General features: G+C 62.9%; 16 protein-coding genes. 8 read left to right on the forward strand and 8 right to left on the reverse strand.

Annotated elements, in window-relative coordinates; genetic code table 11:
- Positions 1-37: 37 nt before the first annotated feature.
- Positions 38-973: a hypothetical protein gene (locus ACFX5Q_RS26360; RefSeq protein WP_404282744.1), complete on the reverse strand. Its 936-nt coding sequence runs from the start codon at positions 971-973 to the stop codon at positions 38-40.
- A gap of 216 nt (positions 974-1,189) precedes the next feature.
- Positions 1,190-2,713: a winged helix-turn-helix domain-containing tetratricopeptide repeat protein gene (locus ACFX5Q_RS26365; protein ID WP_404282745.1), complete on the reverse strand. Its 1,524-nt coding sequence runs from the start codon at positions 2,711-2,713 to the stop codon at positions 1,190-1,192.
- On the opposite strand from ACFX5Q_RS26365, the gene ACFX5Q_RS26370 reads away from it, so the two are divergent.
- A complete protein-coding gene (locus ACFX5Q_RS26370; protein ID WP_404282833.1) occupies positions 2,683-3,048 on the forward strand; it encodes a hypothetical protein in 366 nt (121 codons plus the stop codon). The genes ACFX5Q_RS26365 and ACFX5Q_RS26370 overlap by 31 nt on opposite strands.
- A gap of 247 nt (positions 3,049-3,295) precedes the next feature.
- Positions 3,296-4,462 (forward strand): KamA family radical SAM protein, encoded by a 1,167-nt coding sequence (locus ACFX5Q_RS26375; protein ID WP_404282746.1) that lies wholly within the window; start codon positions 3,296-3,298, stop codon positions 4,460-4,462.
- Positions 4,463-4,480: 18 nt separating this feature from the next.
- Here ACFX5Q_RS26375 and ACFX5Q_RS26380 read toward each other — a convergent pair whose 3' ends face one another.
- Both ACFX5Q_RS26380 and ACFX5Q_RS26385 read right to left on the reverse strand, forming a co-directional pair.
- Entirely contained in the window at positions 4,481-6,364 is a 1,884-nt protein-coding gene (locus tag ACFX5Q_RS26380) for a CHASE2 domain-containing protein (protein WP_404282747.1), read from the reverse strand.
- 6 nt (positions 6,365-6,370) lie between these two features.
- Positions 6,371-6,907, reverse strand: coding sequence for a FecR domain-containing protein (locus tag ACFX5Q_RS26385; RefSeq protein ID WP_404282748.1), 537 nt, complete (start codon positions 6,905-6,907; stop codon positions 6,371-6,373).
- Positions 6,908-7,192: 285 nt separating this feature from the next.
- On the opposite strand from ACFX5Q_RS26385, the gene ACFX5Q_RS26390 reads away from it, so the two are divergent.
- Both ACFX5Q_RS26390 and ACFX5Q_RS26395 read left to right on the forward strand, forming a co-directional pair.
- A complete protein-coding gene (locus ACFX5Q_RS26390; RefSeq protein ID WP_404282749.1) occupies positions 7,193-7,858 on the forward strand; it encodes a BA14K family protein in 666 nt (221 codons plus the stop codon).
- A 143-nt stretch (positions 7,859-8,001) separates the two neighbouring features.
- Positions 8,002-8,427, forward strand: coding sequence for a globin family protein (locus ACFX5Q_RS26395; protein WP_404282750.1), 426 nt, complete (start codon positions 8,002-8,004; stop codon positions 8,425-8,427).
- A 61-nt stretch (positions 8,428-8,488) separates the two neighbouring features.
- On the opposite strand, the gene ACFX5Q_RS26400 is transcribed toward ACFX5Q_RS26395, so the two are convergent.
- Complete coding sequence (locus tag ACFX5Q_RS26400) at positions 8,489-8,905, reverse strand: HD domain-containing protein (RefSeq protein ID WP_404282751.1); 417 nt, start codon at positions 8,903-8,905, stop codon at positions 8,489-8,491.
- A gap of 218 nt (positions 8,906-9,123) precedes the next feature.
- Between ACFX5Q_RS26400 and ACFX5Q_RS26405 the strand changes: the two genes are divergently transcribed.
- Entirely contained in the window at positions 9,124-9,732 is a 609-nt protein-coding gene (locus tag ACFX5Q_RS26405) for a cysteine hydrolase family protein (RefSeq protein WP_404282752.1), read from the forward strand.
- Between the two features lie 32 nt (positions 9,733-9,764).
- Here the strand turns inward: ACFX5Q_RS26405 and ACFX5Q_RS26410 are convergent, their stop codons facing one another.
- The 3 genes from ACFX5Q_RS26410 to ACFX5Q_RS26420 form a co-directional block, all read right to left on the reverse strand.
- A complete protein-coding gene (locus ACFX5Q_RS26410; RefSeq protein ID WP_404282753.1) occupies positions 9,765-10,979 on the reverse strand; it encodes an NAD(P)/FAD-dependent oxidoreductase in 1,215 nt (404 codons plus the stop codon).
- 53 nt (positions 10,980-11,032) lie between these two features.
- On the reverse strand, positions 11,033-11,197 hold the full coding sequence (locus tag ACFX5Q_RS26415; protein ID WP_404282754.1) for a DUF3309 family protein: 165 nt from the start codon (positions 11,195-11,197) through the stop codon (positions 11,033-11,035).
- 73 nt (positions 11,198-11,270) lie between these two features.
- Positions 11,271-11,468, reverse strand: coding sequence for a CsbD family protein (locus ACFX5Q_RS26420; protein WP_404282755.1), 198 nt, complete (start codon positions 11,466-11,468; stop codon positions 11,271-11,273).
- A 545-nt stretch (positions 11,469-12,013) separates the two neighbouring features.
- Between ACFX5Q_RS26420 and ACFX5Q_RS26425 the strand changes: the two genes are divergently transcribed.
- From ACFX5Q_RS26425 to ACFX5Q_RS26435, 3 genes are all read left to right on the forward strand, one after another.
- Positions 12,014-13,000, forward strand: coding sequence for a YihY/virulence factor BrkB family protein (locus ACFX5Q_RS26425; RefSeq protein ID WP_404282756.1), 987 nt, complete (start codon positions 12,014-12,016; stop codon positions 12,998-13,000).
- Between the two features lie 84 nt (positions 13,001-13,084).
- Positions 13,085-14,056, forward strand: coding sequence for an SDR family oxidoreductase (locus tag ACFX5Q_RS26430; protein WP_404282757.1), 972 nt, complete (start codon positions 13,085-13,087; stop codon positions 14,054-14,056).
- Between the two features lie 180 nt (positions 14,057-14,236).
- A complete protein-coding gene (locus ACFX5Q_RS26435) occupies positions 14,237-14,743 on the forward strand; it encodes a ferritin-like domain-containing protein (protein WP_404282758.1) in 507 nt (168 codons plus the stop codon).
- The last annotated feature ends 87 nt before the right edge of the window (positions 14,744-14,830 follow it).

The raw sequence follows: 14,830 nt of genomic DNA on the forward strand, positions 1-14,830 counted from the left end.
GGATCGAACCCGGTGGGTTTTCGCCGCCGGCTCGTTCTCAGGACGCCTGGCCGTAATGGAGCAATTTGAAGCAGTCGCCGCTTCCCGACTTCGACTGCGTCAGCAAGGGCTTCGCGCGGTCGATCCAATCCTGGTGCGATCTGGCATCGGCTTCGATCGCATCGGCCGGTGCAAGGGCGACGAAGCCGCGCCCCTTGCTGAACAGCCAGCACGCGCGGCCGAGATGTCTCCTGCTGCTGAGGCGCAGCAGGTCGGCATCGTAGAAGATATCCAGCACCTCCTGCTTGATTTTGCGCTCCTTCTCAGGATTGGCGACCGCAGCCTCGACCGGCTCGCCGCCGATCGCATCCAGCAAATCCTTGTAGTCGAGGGCGAGCTGGGTGGTGGCATATTTGATGTCGTTCTCGTCCCGCACGATGTTGAACCACAGCGTCGGATCGAGTTCGTTGACGACGAACGAGGTTTCGAAATCGCTCGACAGATTGAGGATATCGAACGCTTGGACATCGACGTCGCGCTCGACCAGAAGGATATCGGCGACCTGCTTGCCGAGTTCCGTTCCCTGCGCGCTGACCGCGGCGTTGGTTCCGCCAAGGTCGGGACTGACATAGGACCCGCCTTGGTCCAGCAGCTCGTCGAATTCGCCGAGCGATGCGACGACGGGGGTGCCGCGGGCAATGCGCGCCGCCAGTTTGGCCAACACCTGTTGCAGCTCCGTCTCGCGTCTTTTCTGGTCCTGATAGTTCTGCTGGAAGAAGAAGATGAACAGGGACACGCCGATGCCGATCAGGATCACGCCCAGCTGCGAAAAGATGTTGCGATAATATTCCAGCAGCTTTTCGCGATGGCGCACGTCGTCGCGCACGCTGTGAGCGACGCGAAGATTGACGATCAGCGACAGGATCAGCAGCCCGGCACCGACCAGGATGAGGCCGCCGATGAGGAGGTAGCCATGGCCCGTGCCGAAATCCATTCGTCTGCCCCGAAACCCCAGGCTGCGCAGATTAATGCCATTTTGCTTAAATACCTATGGGTTCGTAGAGCATCGCAGCGCTCGGCAGAGAGACGTCGCGCTTCTCGGAGGACGAAGGATCTTGCCGACATGCCGCAGTTCGATCGGGAGCCTGGGCCGGCGCGCCCTGCGAGAAGCTGCATTTCCAATGCGAAAACGACCCCCCGCTGGTGCCGCCTAGGGTTGCTGCTCATACGCTGCGAGTGCCTTGGCGACGCCGGCAACGAGGTGTTCAACATCGCTCGCATGTTCGAAGGCGATTCCGGTTTGCGCAAACTCCAGTGGCGAATAATCAGGCGCTATCCGCTTGACCTCTGCCATGATGCGCTGAGCTTCCTTCAGGTCGCCGAGTTGCGCGTGGCACCCCGCCAGCCTTGTCAGTCGCCAGGGGGTTTTCGGGGGGACCTTGGACATGCTGACAAGCGCGGCCTTGTAATCTCCAACGGAGTATTGCGCGATGGCGCGATCATAGTGGTACCAGTCCGGATGGATCGGGTTGATCCGTATCGCACTGTCAAGCGCCGCGAGTGCTTCAAGAGGCCTGCCTCTCATCGTGAGCAAGAACCCCATTTGCGCAATCGTATCGGCGTCATACGGATTGAGGTCGAGCGCGCGTTGAAGGTGATGTTCAGCCGCGTCGAACCGACGGGCAGAGATGAAAGCCTGGGCGAGTACGCGATGGCAGCGTGGCTCTTCCGGCGCCAGGGTCACCGCACACACCGCGCGGTCGATCACTGAACCAAGCAATGCCGGGGGTGCCTCGGCATAACCACCTATAATGAGATCGGCGAGCGCGATGTAGGCATGCGCCAAGGCATAGGTCGGGTCCTTTTCGACCGCAGCCTGGAAGAGACCGCGCGCAGCCTCGTTGTCATCATCACCATAACCGCGCAGCCGGGCCAGTCCACGCAGGAGAAGCTCGTATGCGGCCAGGCTTTCGGGAGGCTTTGGGCTTGCCTGCTTGAGACCTGCATCGTCGAGCCGAGCGACCAGCCGGTTCACCACACGGCGGGCGATTTCTTCCTGCATGTCGAAGATCTGGCCGCCAGACGCGGAAAAGGTATCGCTCCATAGGACTCCACCCGTCGAGGCAGTAATGAGACTGACGGTGACCCGCATGCCGTCTGCCCGGGTCGTCGCCCTGCCGCGGACCAGGTAGGTTGCGCCAAGGCTGTCGCCAACGGCACGCCAATCGGACGCGGAATCCGAGACAAATGCAAATCCGGAATTGCGCGCCAGCACAACGACCGTTCCGAAGCGAGCCAACGCATTGACAATGTCCTCGGCGAAACCGTCGACCAAGGGGGTGTCTTCCGGCGCACCTTCATTGCTGAAACGCAGCACGGCAACGCGCGGCTGCCCGGCGCGCTCTTGCTTTGGCGCGTCGGGAGGCGAGAAGACGTAGCCGCGCTTGGCGACCGTGCGGATAATGGTTTGGCTTTCGTCCTGCAGCGCCTTTCGCAACTCCCTGACCGCCTGCGTCAGTGAATCCTCGGTCACAAAGACATCGGGCCACACCGCTGACATCAGTTCAGACTTGGTCGCGACACGCCCGACATTCCTGCTGAGGTAGGTCAACAGGTCAAACGCCTTGGAGCGCAGAGCGACAGGTTTTCCGTTGCACAACAGCAGCCCGCGGGCAAGATCAAGCTCGCAACTGCCAAGTGCCAGTGGTGCGTGCCCTGGGTTTTCTCGCGACATTGAATGCCGATCTGACCAGCTCGACCAAACGCTGCCTGATTGGGGTCTCAATCGGCGCGGACGTCAAGGGATCAGGAGAATTTGATCCGCCTTCACTTTGGCCGGAAGTCATGCGCCTCTCCATGGCCATGATCTCCAGCATTTCGAACATTGTTCCAGGCATGGGCGCACAAGGTGACGCAGCCATGACGGTGGATGCATATTCCAGGAGTTCCTGCCGGGCGGCTTGGCGCGTGTTCTCATTCGGTGACATGTTCGACCTCATCCGGTTCGCTCTTGAGAACAATGAAGCCAAGGAAAGGGCGCGTACCGGAAGATTTCTGAAATTCTGCTGAATCTCTTCGTCGATCTACCGTACTTGCCGGGGGAAGCGGCGGCCACTTCCGCTTCCGGCACGGACTATCGCGGCGCTGACTTTCGACCCATCGCTTTCCATTCCGTGAAAAACTTATGGTTTCGTAGATGTGCAAGGCCGATCCCGCGCGGTCGCCAGGGGCATGGCGTTGTCTCAGCCATGCATCGAAGGCTTTTGCGCGCTGGCCGCAATGCTGTATCGAGCAGCAAGAATTCAAGGAGCCTTCGATGACTTTGAACGATGCCGCGCCGACGGGCACAAGCGGCGGAGCGACGGAAGCGGCCTCCGGCACTGCCGATGCCGTGAACGACGGCACGGCGGCCGGCGATGCCTCTTGGCAGGACGATGTCCGCGCAGGCGTGCGTCATGTGCGCGATCTGGAGTCGCTGCCGTTGTCGCCGGCCGAGCGCGCGGCAGCGCAAGCGGCGGCCACGCGCCACAAGGTGCGCATCCCAAAAGCCTATCTCGACCTGATCGACTGGAGCGATCCCGCCGATCCCATCCGGGCGCAAGTCATCCCGTCGCCGCAGGAACTGGCGGAGCAGGACGGCGAGCTCGACGATCCGATCGGCGACCATGAATTCAGCCCGGTGCCGCGATTGACGCATCGCCATGCCGACCGGGTGCTGCTGTTCCCGACCTATCAATGCGCGGTCTATTGCCGATTCTGCTTCCGCAAGGAGTCGCTGACCTCGATCGGCCGCGGCTATACGCGCGAAGCCCTTGAGCCGGCTTTCGCCTACATCGCAGCCCACCCCGAAATCCGCGAGGTGATCCTGACCGGCGGCGACCCGCTTTCGCTGCCGGACAAGGCGCTGGCCGAAATCCGCGCCAGCATCGAGGCGATCCCGCATGTGCGGCTGCTGCGCATCCACACCCGCGTGCCGGTTGCGCTGCCTTCGCGCGTGACGTCAGGGCTGGTCGGGGCCTTGCAGGGCCGCCTGATGGTCACAGTGGTCACCCATTTCAACCATCCGCGCGAGATCACGGACGCTACCGAAGCGGCCTGCCGCACCTTGCGCCACGCAGGCTTCATGCTGCTCAACCAAAGCGTTCTGCTCAAGGGCGTCAACGACACTGTCGAGGTGCTGGAGGAGCTCTGCCGCGAGCTGATGTACCGCCTCGGGATAAAACCGTACTACCTGCACCACGGCGACCTCGCGCGCGGCATGGCGCACCGGCGCACCACAATCGCCGAAGGCCAGGCGCTGGCCGGCGCCCTGCGTCGGCGGCTGTCGGGCATCTGCAACCCCGTCTACGTGCTGGACCTGCCGGACGGCGGCGGCAAGGTGCCGCTCGGGCCGTGCTATGTCGAAGGGCGGGACGGGGAGACGTGGCGCATTCGCGGGCAGGATGGCGAGGTGAGGGCGTACCGGGAGGTGGTTGGGGGGTAGGGATGCTGGCGCCCACCATCATTTATCGCGGGCCTGCTGCAGCGTCCGCGTACTCCGCCAGAACCAGATTGCCAGCGCGCCGGATCGCCCACGGATTTGTGTTTCCGCAGGCCCTCTCAGAACACCGGATTTGAACAGTGCGCAGTCGCGACCGGCGGCTTGCAGCATCTTGTCACTCACCGCGACTTCGGCATTCTGCTCGGCCGCGATCTCCATCAGGCGACTGGCGACGTTGACCGTGTCGCCGGTGGCCGCGATGTGCTGACGGCCTGCGCCGCCGAGTCGAGAGGCAACGATCGTTCCGTGGTGCGCTCCAATCTTGAAGCCGAGCCGGGATGCCGTCGATGCAGGCAACGAGGCGAGCCAATCGTTGGTACGGCTGGAGAGCCTTGCACAACAGCGGGCAGCATTGAAGGCGTCATCTGTCGCCGGTTGCGGCAGACCGAACAGGATCATGGCGCCGTCACCCATGAAAGAAGTGACGACGCCACCGCAGTCTTTCACATCCTCGTCTACCAGCGCATGAAACGCGTTCAAGAGTTCGCGCGTGGCGTTCGGCCCCAATGTTTCACTCAGCCCGGTGAAGCCGGACAGATCGATGAACAGGATGGCGGCGTCTGCCCGGACAGGTTCCGCGAGGAAGTCGCCATGGCCGGCGAGCCACGCCCCCAGGCCTGGGGCTTCGACGCGTTGCAGCAATTGGCTCTGCGTGGCGAAATATTGGGCCCGGTTCCTGCCCAGCCAAAGTTGTGCTGCCCCAAACAGAAGAGCCGGCGGAACGGCAGCGGCCATCGGCAGCGCAGCGCTCAGCCAGATATGGTGTGAGAAAGCTGCCATATTGACCGCGAACCAGATCAAGATCACGCCGGCGACCGCCCATAGGCCGATGGCGTTTCGCCGCCACGCCAGCAACCCCACGAGAACCATGGGCAGCACCACCGCAAAGCCGGCATCCGCGAGGCGAACGGACTGGTCTCGGACTATGCCGTCGCCGGTCATCAGATGGGCGATCGCCGTCGACATGACTTCGACACCCGGAAGCACGGGATCGAACGGAGTCGGGAAAACATCGCCGGCGCCGGTTGCCGTCGCTCCGATCACGACAATTCGATCCCGGATGATGCCGCGATCGAGTTGGCCCTCCAGCACGGTCGTGGCGCTGATCGTGCGGATCGTGCCGCGCGGGCCGTAGAATGTCAGCGGCAGGATGTGACCGATGTCCGTCCTGACCCGACGGCTGCCCAGCGACAGATGATCGGGCGCTATGGCCGGATCCTCGCCCGCAGCCAGCGCAGCAACACGCAGGGAGAAGGACGCTTCCAACTGATCTCCGGCCCGAAACAGCAACGGCACGAACCGGGGCGTTCCCGTCCGGTCGGTGACCACGTTGACGACGCCGACGGCGGCGGCGTCCGAAAACGCTTTCAGCGGCCACAGAAACCGCTCGGCATTCGCCACCCGGGCGAGAGGGCCTTCACCCTCGGCCACTGCCCATTGTCTGCCTCCCGGGTAGACCGCTGCCGCAGCGATGACGCTGGCACTCCTGCCCAGCGAACGCGCGAGCGCCGCGTCATCGTCTTTCGCCCCGGGATCGACCAGCAGAAGGTCGAGCGCAATGGCTTTCGGCTCAAAGCGCGCGATCGTATCGACAAGCCGGGCAAGCGTGGCGCGGCTGAGCGGATAGCTGCCCTCAACGCGCACCGTTTCGTCGTCGATCGCGACAATGGTGATCACCTCCGGTGGCTTTGCCGTTCCTCGAACGAGCGTTCGAAGATCGGTCATCGTCGCTTCGACGCGATCGAGAAACCCCAAATTGCCGCGCCAATGGGCGAAGCCCAGGCCGGCGCCCCAAAGACCGGCCAGAATGAGCGCGATCAGCGTCGCAAGCGCTCGACCGCTCATCCTCGCTCACTGACCCAGACGAGCCATCAATGCGGAAACGCGCTTGGCCGGCCAGCGCTTGACGGTGAGCTTGCCCGTCCCTGCCTCGACGTCGACGCCTTCGCCCGGCGCCAGCACCACGCCGGCATTGGACGCCGGCCGTTGCACGGCGACGCGGCCTCTGAGGACGAAAACGGACGTCTTGCCCTGGCCGACGTCGACCGTCCATTTTGTGCCGCGCACCGCGGCGATCGCCTGCGGGGTGACGACCACGAAACCGCCCTGGACCCCGCCGGCAGGAGCCTCGAGCAGCAGCGCCTTGCGCCGCAATCTGACCGCATCGGCATTGCCGTTCCGATCGCGGTCCACCAGCGAAAAACGCGCGCCGTCTTCGACGATGATGGTAAGGCCTTCCTGGCACCGCAGGATCTGTCGAGAGGTTCCGGCCACCGGCTCGAACCTGCACCCCGCCTCGCTCGACTGCGCCAAGGCGGTATCCATCCAGAAGACACCGGCAAAAATGCCGGCCACCAGCCTACGGAAATATCGGCCCCTTGCGCTCATGAACCCCTCCTTGCTTCGCGAAAATCTGCGGCAGGAAATTCGCCTGCCGTCAGCCTGACGGTATGCGCACGAGCCGGCACTTGCAGCGGCGTTGCCCTGAAGCAGCAGGATACCGACCGGCAATCCTAACACGACAACCTGCTCCCGCGCTAAGCCAGACGTGCGACGGGGAGGTGGGTTCACGGAGGTGTGGGGCAAGCTCGGGTTCCTCGCTCGCCCGCAGGCTCCCTGGAACCGGACTCAATATCCCGCATTGTATGAGCGGGGCCTTAAGGAGTGCGCGGCGTGAAAGCTTTGTTGGGAATAGTCGGCGGCTTCGTGCTGACCCTCGCCGTCTTCGCCAGCGGCCTTGCCTTCGCCGTCTGGCTTCTCGCCGCAAAGCCCGTGCGCCAGATCACCCCCAGCGTGGGCGTCGCGGAACTCTGGACCAAGGACGCGCGCCCTGTGAACAAGGCGGCGCCGACCTTGGAGCGTATCCCGGCCGAGCAGGCTGCGATGCCTGACGCCAAAGCGGAAGCGGCCGCCGCGTCGCAGACCACCCCGGCGACGACCGACGCCATCGCGACCTCCGCCATCCAGCCTTCGACGGATGAGGAGCAGGCCTCGGCAGGACTGCCCGCCGCCCATGTCGAATGGTGCGCGAGCCGCTACCGCTCCTATCGTCCCGGCGACAACAGCTACGTGTCCTACAGCGGGCAGCAGCGCCCCTGCATCTCGCCCTATCTCGACCCCGGCACCGCCGGACCCACGGCGCAACCTCCCGCCGATGCCGTGCGCTACGTCGAGGCGAACGACGCTTCGATGGACGGCTACGCCACGACATATGAGACGGACGGCGCCCAGCTTTCGCCCGACCACGTGGATTATTGCTTCAGCCGCTACCGCTCCTACCGGCCGGAAGACAACACATACCAGCCTTATTCCGGTGGCCCGCGCCGGCAGTGCGAATAGGGAGTGACGGGGGTGCGAAAACAACCGAATACAACCTGAAACCGGATTGAGACGTATCTGAAACATCGACGCGAGCGGGCGACATGCCTGCGAACGCCCCAAGGGGATGGTCAACCCAAGCCAGAACCCAGAGGAGCGCGCCGATGACACCCGACCAGATCAGACTTGTGCAGGACAGTTTTCGCGAGGTCGTCCCGATCCGCGCGGCTGCCGCCGCTCTGTTCTATGAACGCCTGTTTGCGATCGACGAAAATCTTCGGGCGCTGTTTCCGGTGCGGGACATGACCAAGCAGGGCGCCAAGCTGATGGCTAGCCTGGGTTTCGTCGTGCATGGACTGGATCGTGCCGAGACAATTCTGCCGACCGTGCGCGAACTCGCCAAGCGGCACGTCGCCTATGGCGTTGAAGAGCATCATTACCCGATCGTCGGGCAGGCGCTGATCGAGACGCTGGCGGCCGGCCTCGGCCCCGCCTTTACCGCGCCAGTGCGCGAGGCCTGGGAAGCAGCCTATGGCCTGCTCGCGAGTGTCATGATCGCGGCCGCCCGCGAGGACCAGCTCGCGGCGTGACGTGACGTGATGGGCTGCGGCCGAAGGCGGTTCGTTTCGCCCGTTCCAACGGAGCGGGCATTCAACCGCCGAACTCTTCATCGAGAACGCGCAAGCCGTCCTCGTATTTTGACGTCGAGGCACCAATCTGGCGTGCCTGCCAGAGATTATCGGCAAGGTCTGCGCGCTTGACCGGGAGTGCCACCGGGTTGGCGGCTGCCCTGCGTACGAAAGCGAGATCGTCCTCTTCGGGTCGTCGGGTGAGCGCGTCAACGGCCGATACGATCGATGGTCCGAAGCCTGCCTCTTCGAGCCGGTCACGGCTCCAGCCCTCACTCTTCTCGAGAACGTCATGCAGGTAGGCGACAGCCTTCTGGTCAATCGTCTCGACCGCGTCGGCAACCCGGTGGCAATGCTCGATATAGGGTTGCCCCGTTTTGTCCGTCTGCCCGGCATGGGCTTTTTCGGCGATCTTTGCCGCCTGGTAGAGAACGCTCATGGCTTCGATCCTGTATCCGCCTCTTGGATTTAACCGGGAATTGCGCTGCGGGTTCCACGTGTCCGATGGCTCGCCACGTTCGGGGTCCGCAAGTTGCCATCCCGTAGGAACGAAGGGCGGTGCGTCGCGTTTGAGGCAGCGGAGGGCCGCATGTGTGGCGAGATGGTCATTGTCGAACGGCTGCGTATCGCCGTAGCCGTCGCGCGAGCGACATCCTGATGTCAGTGCCAGGACTGGCCTATGGCCCGTTGGGTGACAAGTGCGTGCACCTTTGCGTGGACATGCAGCGACTGTTTGCGGAACCATCGCCCTGGGCCACACCTTGGATCACCCGTGTGTTGCCGCGGATCGAGAGCCTTGTCGCGCGCCGCGCCGCGCAAACCGTCTTTACCCGCTTCCTGCCGGCACAGAAACCAGGCCAGGGCATCGGCACCTGGAAGCGCTACTACCAGCGTTGGGCGTCGATGACATTGGAGGAGATCGGTCCCGAAATGGTCGATCTCTTGCCTTCGCTGGCGCGGCACTGTCCACCCGCGACCATCATCGACAAGCATATCTACTCGCCCTGGTTCGAGGGCAGGGTCACGAATTTTCTGGCAAGGCGGGGGATCGACACCTTGGTGATCACCGGCGGCGAGACCGACGTGTGCGTGCTCGCCACTGTGCTCGGCGCCATCGACCTCGGCTACCGTGTGGTGCTGGTGACGGATGCGCTGTGCAGCTCGTCCGACGCCACGCATGACGCATTGCTGACCGTCTATCACCAGCGCTTTGCGCAGCAGGTGGAAACGGTGGAAATGGAGACGATCCTGTCGAGCTGGACTTGATGTAAGGCTGAGCTCCCCGCTTGCCGTACTCGTCAGGAGCGAGCGAATCCGAAGAGCTTCGCATCGGTGTCCTCGGCACCGCCGATCGCCGACAAAACGATCTCCGAAGCGATTTGCGAAAAGGTGATGCCATTGCCACCATAGCCCATGACGGCATGAACGCGCGGGTGCCCGGGCAGCGCACCGATATAGGGCAGCCCCGTTGTCGTCGTGCCAAACGAACCGGTCCAGGCAAATTCGGGGGTGGGATCGAGCTGCGGCAACAGCCGCAATAGCTTTGCGGCCAGTCGTTCGGCCTTGCCTGCGATGAGCCGATCGCGATTTCCTTCGTCGGTGAAGTCTTCATCCTCGCCGCCGCAGAGGACGCGGCCGTCGGCTGTCGATCGGACGTAGAGGTATGGCTCTGATGCCTCCCAGATGAGAGCGGCGCCCGGCCAGATGTTTTTTGGCTGCCGCTTTGTGGCGATGGCCCAGGTAGAGACGATGCGGTGCGCCGTCGACGGGATGATGTTGGTCAGCTCATAGCCGGTTGCCAGCACCAGATGTTGCGCTGTGATCGTCGGGCCATGCTTGGTACCGACGACGACTCTTTCGCGATCGTGGTCGATCGCCGTCGCCTCGACCGGTGCATAGAAGCGCGCTTTGCGTGCCAGCGACCGCAGCAGCAAACCCGCGGTTAGCTTGCGCGGGTCCAGCGCGAGATTGCCATGGCTGAGAATGGCGCCGGCGCGATCGACGCCGAAACCCTCCGCCAGGGCCTGACGGCTCAAGTAAGTTGCAGCGATTCCGGTTCGTTGGCGGGCCTCTGCCTCGGCGCGCAACGCGGATGGCCGAAGCACATTGCCGGCCAGATAAAGCGCGGGATGGCAGGTGAGGTTGCAGTCGATCGCCAGTTCGGCGATCCGCCCTTGCAAATTGAGTACGGCCAGGCGCGATCGGCGCCATGCCTGCTCGGCATCGGCCTTTCCCCTCATCGCCGAAAGTTTTTTCAGCGGCTGGTCGAGCTCGAATTGCACCAGGGCCGTCGTGGCCGAGGTCGATCCGTCCAGCGGTCCGCGCCGGTCGATGCAGATCACCGAATGGCCGGCGCGCGTCAGTGCTTCGGCGGCCATGGCGCCGCTGACGCCCATACCGACGATCAGTACGCCGGTGCTTACGTCCCGCGTCAGTTTTTCTATCGGCACCGATGGCGCGCGGTAAGAAAACCAGACAGGCCGACCGCTCCTCAGGTCGAGTTTGCGCGCCACCAACTCCTCCAGCACCTGGACGCAATGGGCGTCCGGCGATCGATGCCTGCGCGCTAGAGGCGCCCGAGAACAACCAGAATGATGATGATGAGCAGGACCAGACCCAGCCCGCCACCGCCATAGTAGCCGGTGCCATAGAAGGGCCCGCCGCCAAGGCCGCTGAAACCGCCAAGCAAAATCAGAATCAAGATGATGATCAGAATCGTGCCGAGACTCATGGATGTTTCCTCTCTCCAATGAGCTGCCAGCCCGGCAGCGCCAGATGCTGAAGAAGCGACCGTTTGACCTTGGTCAGACCCGTCTGGACCATTCGTCTATCTGCCGCTCCGCCTCTTCCTTGGCGATCCCATATCTCTCCTGGATCCGCCCGAGGAGCTGGTCGCGATTGCCGTCGATCCGATCCAGATCATCGTCGGTGAGGTCGCCCCATTGTTCCTTGGCCTTGCCTTTGAACTGCATCCATTTGCCCTTGATTTGATCCCAATTCATCGTTGCCTTCCTTCTGTTGAGATGACGCGCTCAACCGCGCCCGCGTCTTCCTTTTTAAGGGGAGACGCGGGCTGATCAGGGGATACCTGATCGGCAGCAGTTGAGGGGACAGCTGCAGAGAAACAACCGGGTCGATGGCGAATTGTTCCGGAGTTCCAGGCGAAATGCTCCGGCACTGCAAAAAAGACCCGCCGGCGGTCAGCCAGCGGGTTCGGAGTTCTGGAGTAGCCAGAGTGAACTGGCAGAAGGTCAACGCACGGTGGCGGGCTTTGTTGCACGGCGCATCCGCCTTCGTGTCGGCGAAGAGCGTCTTGGTCGCTCCCCCGCTATGGAACCATCATGCCCACGGCGGGTTTTTTCCACGCGGGCCGCGTCAGCCGGACCAGGTGGCAAAGAGAACAGGGTTGGTTTCTCCGGCTTCACACCTTGGCCAACGAAATGGCAGTCGAGCTCTTGTCCCACCCGGCCCGCCCCTTGGAGCAAAGGGCAGTGCATGGAACTCGATGATCGCGTCAAAATAGGCGCGAAACGGAGATGGTGAGGCAATGCCAGGCTGGGTGGGTGAGGGCTGGGAACTTCTGAAGGAAAGCATCAGCGGCTTCGCAAACGACAACGCATTGAGCCACGGTGCCGCGATGGCCTTTTATGCCACCACGTCGCTGGCGCCGATCCTGCTCATCATCGTTGCCATCGCAGGCTTCGCCTTCGGCAATGATGCCGCCGAACTCGCCCTTTCGGCGCAGATATCAGGGGTGATGGGTCCACAGAGCGCCGACCTTTTGCAGGCCGCGATCGAAACCGCATCGCAGAAATCGGCGAGCACATTGGCCACGATATTGGGCTTGGTGACCCTGATTTTCACCGCATCAGGCGTCTTCGGCGAAATGCAGCTTTCGCTGAATGAGATCTGGAAGGTCAGGCCGAGCGGTACGTCGTTTTCACGATTGGTGCGGGCTCGCGCGGCAAGTCTGGGTCTGGTGGCCGCGTTGGGTTTCATACTGCTCGTGTCTCTGGCGGCAAGCACGGCGATCTCGGCCCTCGGCGACATCATCAACGCGCATCTGCCTTTTGGCGAACTGATCGTGAGCGCAATCAACACGATCGTGTCTTTTGTCCTGATCGCCCTGCTGTTCGCCGCAATCTACAAGGTCCTGCCTGACAGGACCCTGAGATGGCGCGACGTGGCCATCGGCTCCATCGTGACCGCATTTCTTTTCACGGTCGGCAAGTCGCTGATCGGCTGGTACATCGGAACAAGCGCCATCGCGACGTCATATGGGGCGGCCGGCGCGCTGCTGGTCGTGCTGCTATGGGTATATTATTCAACGCAGATTTTTCTGTTCGGCGCGGAAATCACCCGAGCCTATTCCATCAGGCAGGGGAGCCGGCCCGATCTGGCACCGGTCGTAGCGGCGAGCACTGGGGCAAGGCGGACCGATCGAACCGCGTCGAAAACCGAGGTCGTCATGTGGATTGTCCTCAGCAGTCTGGTCACCGCGGCCATTTCACGAATCCGGCGGACCGACAAATAGGTCTGAGGCACTTCGACAGCGGTTCGACGCCGCCAACCTTTTGTGTCCGCCGGCGTTGTTCCTTCTTGAGCGAAGGAGAAACCGATGCTGACAAAATCCAATACCTCGAAAGCCACGCAAAAGCAGCGGCGCGTGCAGCGCAAGGTCGATGCCGACGATCGCCGCAGGTCGAAGGCGAAATCCGCCGGCGCCATGCAGGCGGGAGCTCGCCTCTATCCCGAGCCGCCTTTCCCGAAGCAGCATCACCCCAAGCCCGGCGAAGAGTGGAAGATCGAGCCGGCGCCGCTCTATGACGCGCCGTTCTGGCAGGGCTCGAAAAAGCTCGATGGCAAGGTGGCGCTGATCACCGGCGGCGATTCCGGCATCGGCCGGGCGGTCGCCGTGTTGTTCGCGCGCGAGGGCGCCGACATCGCCATCGCCTATCTCAGCGAGGACCGCGACGCCGAGACGACGAAGCAGGCGGTCGAGGCCGAGGGCCGGCGCTGCCTGGCGCTGCGCGGCGATGTCGCCAGCCGCGCCTTCTGCCGCCGCGCGGTGGAACGGACGGTGAAGCAGTTGGGCGGTCTCGACGTGCTGGTCAACAACGCCGCGTTCCAGGTGCATTCGGTCGATTTCACCGACCTTACCGAGGAGCATTTCGACACCACGCTGAAGACCAATCTCTACGGCTATTTCCATATGGCGCAGGAGGCGGTGCCGCACATGAGGCCGGGTTCGGCCATCATCAACACCGGCTCGGTCACCGGCATCGACGGCTCGAAGCATCTGGTCGACTATTCGATGACCAAGGGCGGCATCCACGCCTTCACCCGTGCGTTGTCGGGCAGTCTCATCGGCAAGGGCATCCGCGTCAACGCGGTGGCGCCGGGGCCGGTATGGACGCCGCTCAACCCGTCGGAGAAAGAGGCCGAGGACGTCTCGGTGTTCGGTGCGAAGACGCCGATGAAGCGCCCGGCCCAGCCGGAGGAGATCGCGCCGGCCTATGTGTTCCTGGCCTCGCCGCAATGCTCCAGCTACATCACCGGCGAGATCCTGCCGATCGTTGGCGGGTATTGATCTGGGTTGGCTCCTGAAATCGAGCCGCTCACTCAGCATTCAAGGGCGGAACCCTATGCCCCATGACAGGGCTCGACTCCGTGCGGAAAGAATTTCGTTTCGTTTGGAACAAGGCGAGAGACTGGCTGTTTCCTAAGACCTCATGTCGAGGCGAGGGAACAACCAAGAAGGACCAACCCCATGGCGACCAAGGCTGCATCGAAGGGTCTGAATGAACTCTTCCACGACACACTCAAGGACATGTATTTCGCCGAGAAGAAGATTCTCATCACGTTGCCGAAGATGGCAAAGGCAGCGCAAAGCGAGGCTCTGAAATTGGCATTCGAAAAGCATCGCAATCAGACCGAAGAGCATGTTGCTCGCCTCGAGGAAGTCTTCGAGGTCATCGACAAGAAACCGGCTGGCAAAACGTGTGCCGCCATCATGGGCATCACCGAGGAAGGCGCCGAGATCATCAAGGAATATAAGGGCTCGCCGTCTCTGGATGCCGGCCTCCTGGCGGCAGCACAGGCCGTCGAGCACTATGAGATTTCGCGCTATGGCACGCTACGGACCTGGGCATCCGAACTCGGACTGACCGAGGCGGTCAATCTCCTGGACCTGACGCTGATCGAGGAGAAAGAAACCGACGCGGCACTCACCGAACTTGCTGGATCGGCCGTCAACGCGGCGGCGGAAGCCGCGTAACGGCAGGCAGACATCCCCTCTATTGTCGTCCCGAGCCCTGGTGACCGGTCACCAGGGCTCGGACTACTTTCAATCGAATGGCTCCGC

Source organism: Mesorhizobium sp. IMUNJ 23033 (genome assembly GCF_044778005.1).
Classification (GTDB): domain Bacteria; phylum Pseudomonadota; class Alphaproteobacteria; order Rhizobiales; family Rhizobiaceae; genus Mesorhizobium; species Mesorhizobium amorphae_A.

Excerpts from the sequence above, each read along its gene's own strand:
- ACFX5Q_RS26425 (WP_404282756.1), top strand. The coding sequence starts at position 12,014 with ATGCCAGGCTGGGTGGGTGAGGGCTGGGAACTTCTGAAGGAAAGCATC.
- ACFX5Q_RS26430 (WP_404282757.1), top strand. The coding sequence starts at position 13,085 with ATGCTGACAAAATCCAATACCTCGAAAGCCACGCAAAAGCAGCGGCGC.
- ACFX5Q_RS26405 (WP_404282752.1), top strand. The coding sequence starts at position 9,124 with ATGTCAGTGCCAGGACTGGCCTATGGCCCGTTGGGTGACAAGTGCGTG.
- ACFX5Q_RS26360 (WP_404282744.1), bottom strand. The coding sequence starts at position 973 with ATGGATTTCGGCACGGGCCATGGCTACCTCCTCATCGGCGGCCTCATC.
- ACFX5Q_RS26420 (WP_404282755.1), bottom strand. The coding sequence starts at position 11,468 with ATGAATTGGGATCAAATCAAGGGCAAATGGATGCAGTTCAAAGGCAAG.
- ACFX5Q_RS26400 (WP_404282751.1), bottom strand. The coding sequence starts at position 8,905 with ATGAGCGTTCTCTACCAGGCGGCAAAGATCGCCGAAAAAGCCCATGCC.
- ACFX5Q_RS26395 (WP_404282750.1), top strand. The coding sequence starts at position 8,002 with ATGACACCCGACCAGATCAGACTTGTGCAGGACAGTTTTCGCGAGGTC.
- ACFX5Q_RS26415 (WP_404282754.1), bottom strand. The coding sequence starts at position 11,197 with ATGAGTCTCGGCACGATTCTGATCATCATCTTGATTCTGATTTTGCTT.
- ACFX5Q_RS26380 (WP_404282747.1), bottom strand. The coding sequence starts at position 6,364 with ATGAGCGGTCGAGCGCTTGCGACGCTGATCGCGCTCATTCTGGCCGGT.
- ACFX5Q_RS26385 (WP_404282748.1), bottom strand. The coding sequence starts at position 6,907 with ATGAGCGCAAGGGGCCGATATTTCCGTAGGCTGGTGGCCGGCATTTTT.
- ACFX5Q_RS26365 (WP_404282745.1), bottom strand. The coding sequence starts at position 2,713 with ATGTCGCGAGAAAACCCAGGGCACGCACCACTGGCACTTGGCAGTTGC.
- ACFX5Q_RS26375 (WP_404282746.1), top strand. The coding sequence starts at position 3,296 with ATGACTTTGAACGATGCCGCGCCGACGGGCACAAGCGGCGGAGCGACG.
- ACFX5Q_RS26435 (WP_404282758.1), top strand. The coding sequence starts at position 14,237 with ATGGCGACCAAGGCTGCATCGAAGGGTCTGAATGAACTCTTCCACGAC.